2 protein-coding genes are annotated in these 1,160 nt (G+C 42.8%); both read left to right on the forward strand.

What is annotated here, in order from left to right; all coding sequences use genetic code 11:
• Positions 1 to 21 precede the first annotated feature (21 nt).
• A complete protein-coding gene (locus O9290_RS20460) occupies positions 22 to 609 on the forward strand; it encodes a DUF3782 domain-containing protein (protein ID WP_288087490.1) in 588 nt (195 codons plus the stop codon).
• Positions 610 to 821: 212 nt separating this feature from the next.
• Positions 822 to 1,160: Uma2 family endonuclease (locus O9290_RS20465; RefSeq protein WP_288087488.1), on the forward strand; the 339-nt coding region annotated here is incomplete at its 3' end.

The following is a 1,160-nucleotide window of genomic DNA, read 5'->3' on the forward strand; positions in this document are numbered from 1 at the left end:
ATCAGAGAGAAAAAATTAGCTATGGCAACTACATCCGAAGACGTATGGCGACTCTTAGCCGAATTAGCGACTGCTCAAGCTGAATTAACTGCCGCTCAAAAAGAAACTGACAAACAACTGAAGGAAGTTAGTCAGCAACAGAAGAAAACTGACAAACAACTCAAAGAATTAGGTCAGCAAATTGGGGGACTCGGTGCAAAATTCGGCAGCTTTACCGAAGGACTTGCCCTCCCTTCAATGGAAAAGATTCTCAGACAACGCTTTGGTATGGAAGTTATCAGTCCCAGTGTGCGAGTCAGTAAAGAAGGACAACACCTAGAAATTGATGTTCTTGCCTATACCAATGGTGAGCTAAATATTGCCTATATCGTCGAGGTTAAAAGTCATGCCAGAGAGGAGTCTATTACACAATTAAAAAGTATTTTGCAACGGTTTCGCCGCTTTTTTCCTGAACACAAAGATAAAAAACTCTATGGCATATTAGCGGCAGTTCATTTATCATCAGAATTACGGGAAAAAATTCTGCAAGAAGGGTTTTATGTGGCTCGGATTCATGACCAAGTATTTGAATTGGATATTCCCGATAATTTTCAACCTCGACTTTATTAAAAGTTTAGATATAATACTAAATCCTGTTATTAAATGATTATTTATTCTCCCCTTTGACTTTTGCCTTTTGCATGAGTGCCTCTCCTGATATGTAGCCCATACTCAACGGATTTAGTACAAGGCCAAGCCGTCCTAAAAGGATGGGGTTTTAAACCCAGGATTTGCGATGATACAATAAAGCTAGGCCAAAATGCGATCGCAAGAGATAAAGCATGGTTCAAGCACCCATCGAACCCCAACTTTTCTATCCTGACTCCGACGGTAAACCTATGGCCGACAACACAGTTCAATATCGCTGGATTGTTCGCTTGGTTGCCAATCTCAAGTATTTATTTAAAGAGCAAACCGTCTTTGTCGCCGGGGATTTGCTCTGGTATCCCCAGCAGGTAACTGTACCCCCCGCTCCCCGTCAAGCTCCCGATGCCATGGTAGTTTTCGGCCGTCCACCTGGTGAGCGCGGCAGCTATAAACAATGGGAAGAAGACAATATTGCTCCCCAGGTAGTGTTTGAAATCCTCTCTCCGAGCAATAGTGCCAGGGAAATGCTCAAA

This window comes from Microcystis sp. LE19-41.2A, assembly GCF_027530405.1.
GTDB classification, from domain to species: Bacteria; Cyanobacteriota; Cyanobacteriia; order Cyanobacteriales; family Microcystaceae; genus Microcystis; species Microcystis aeruginosa.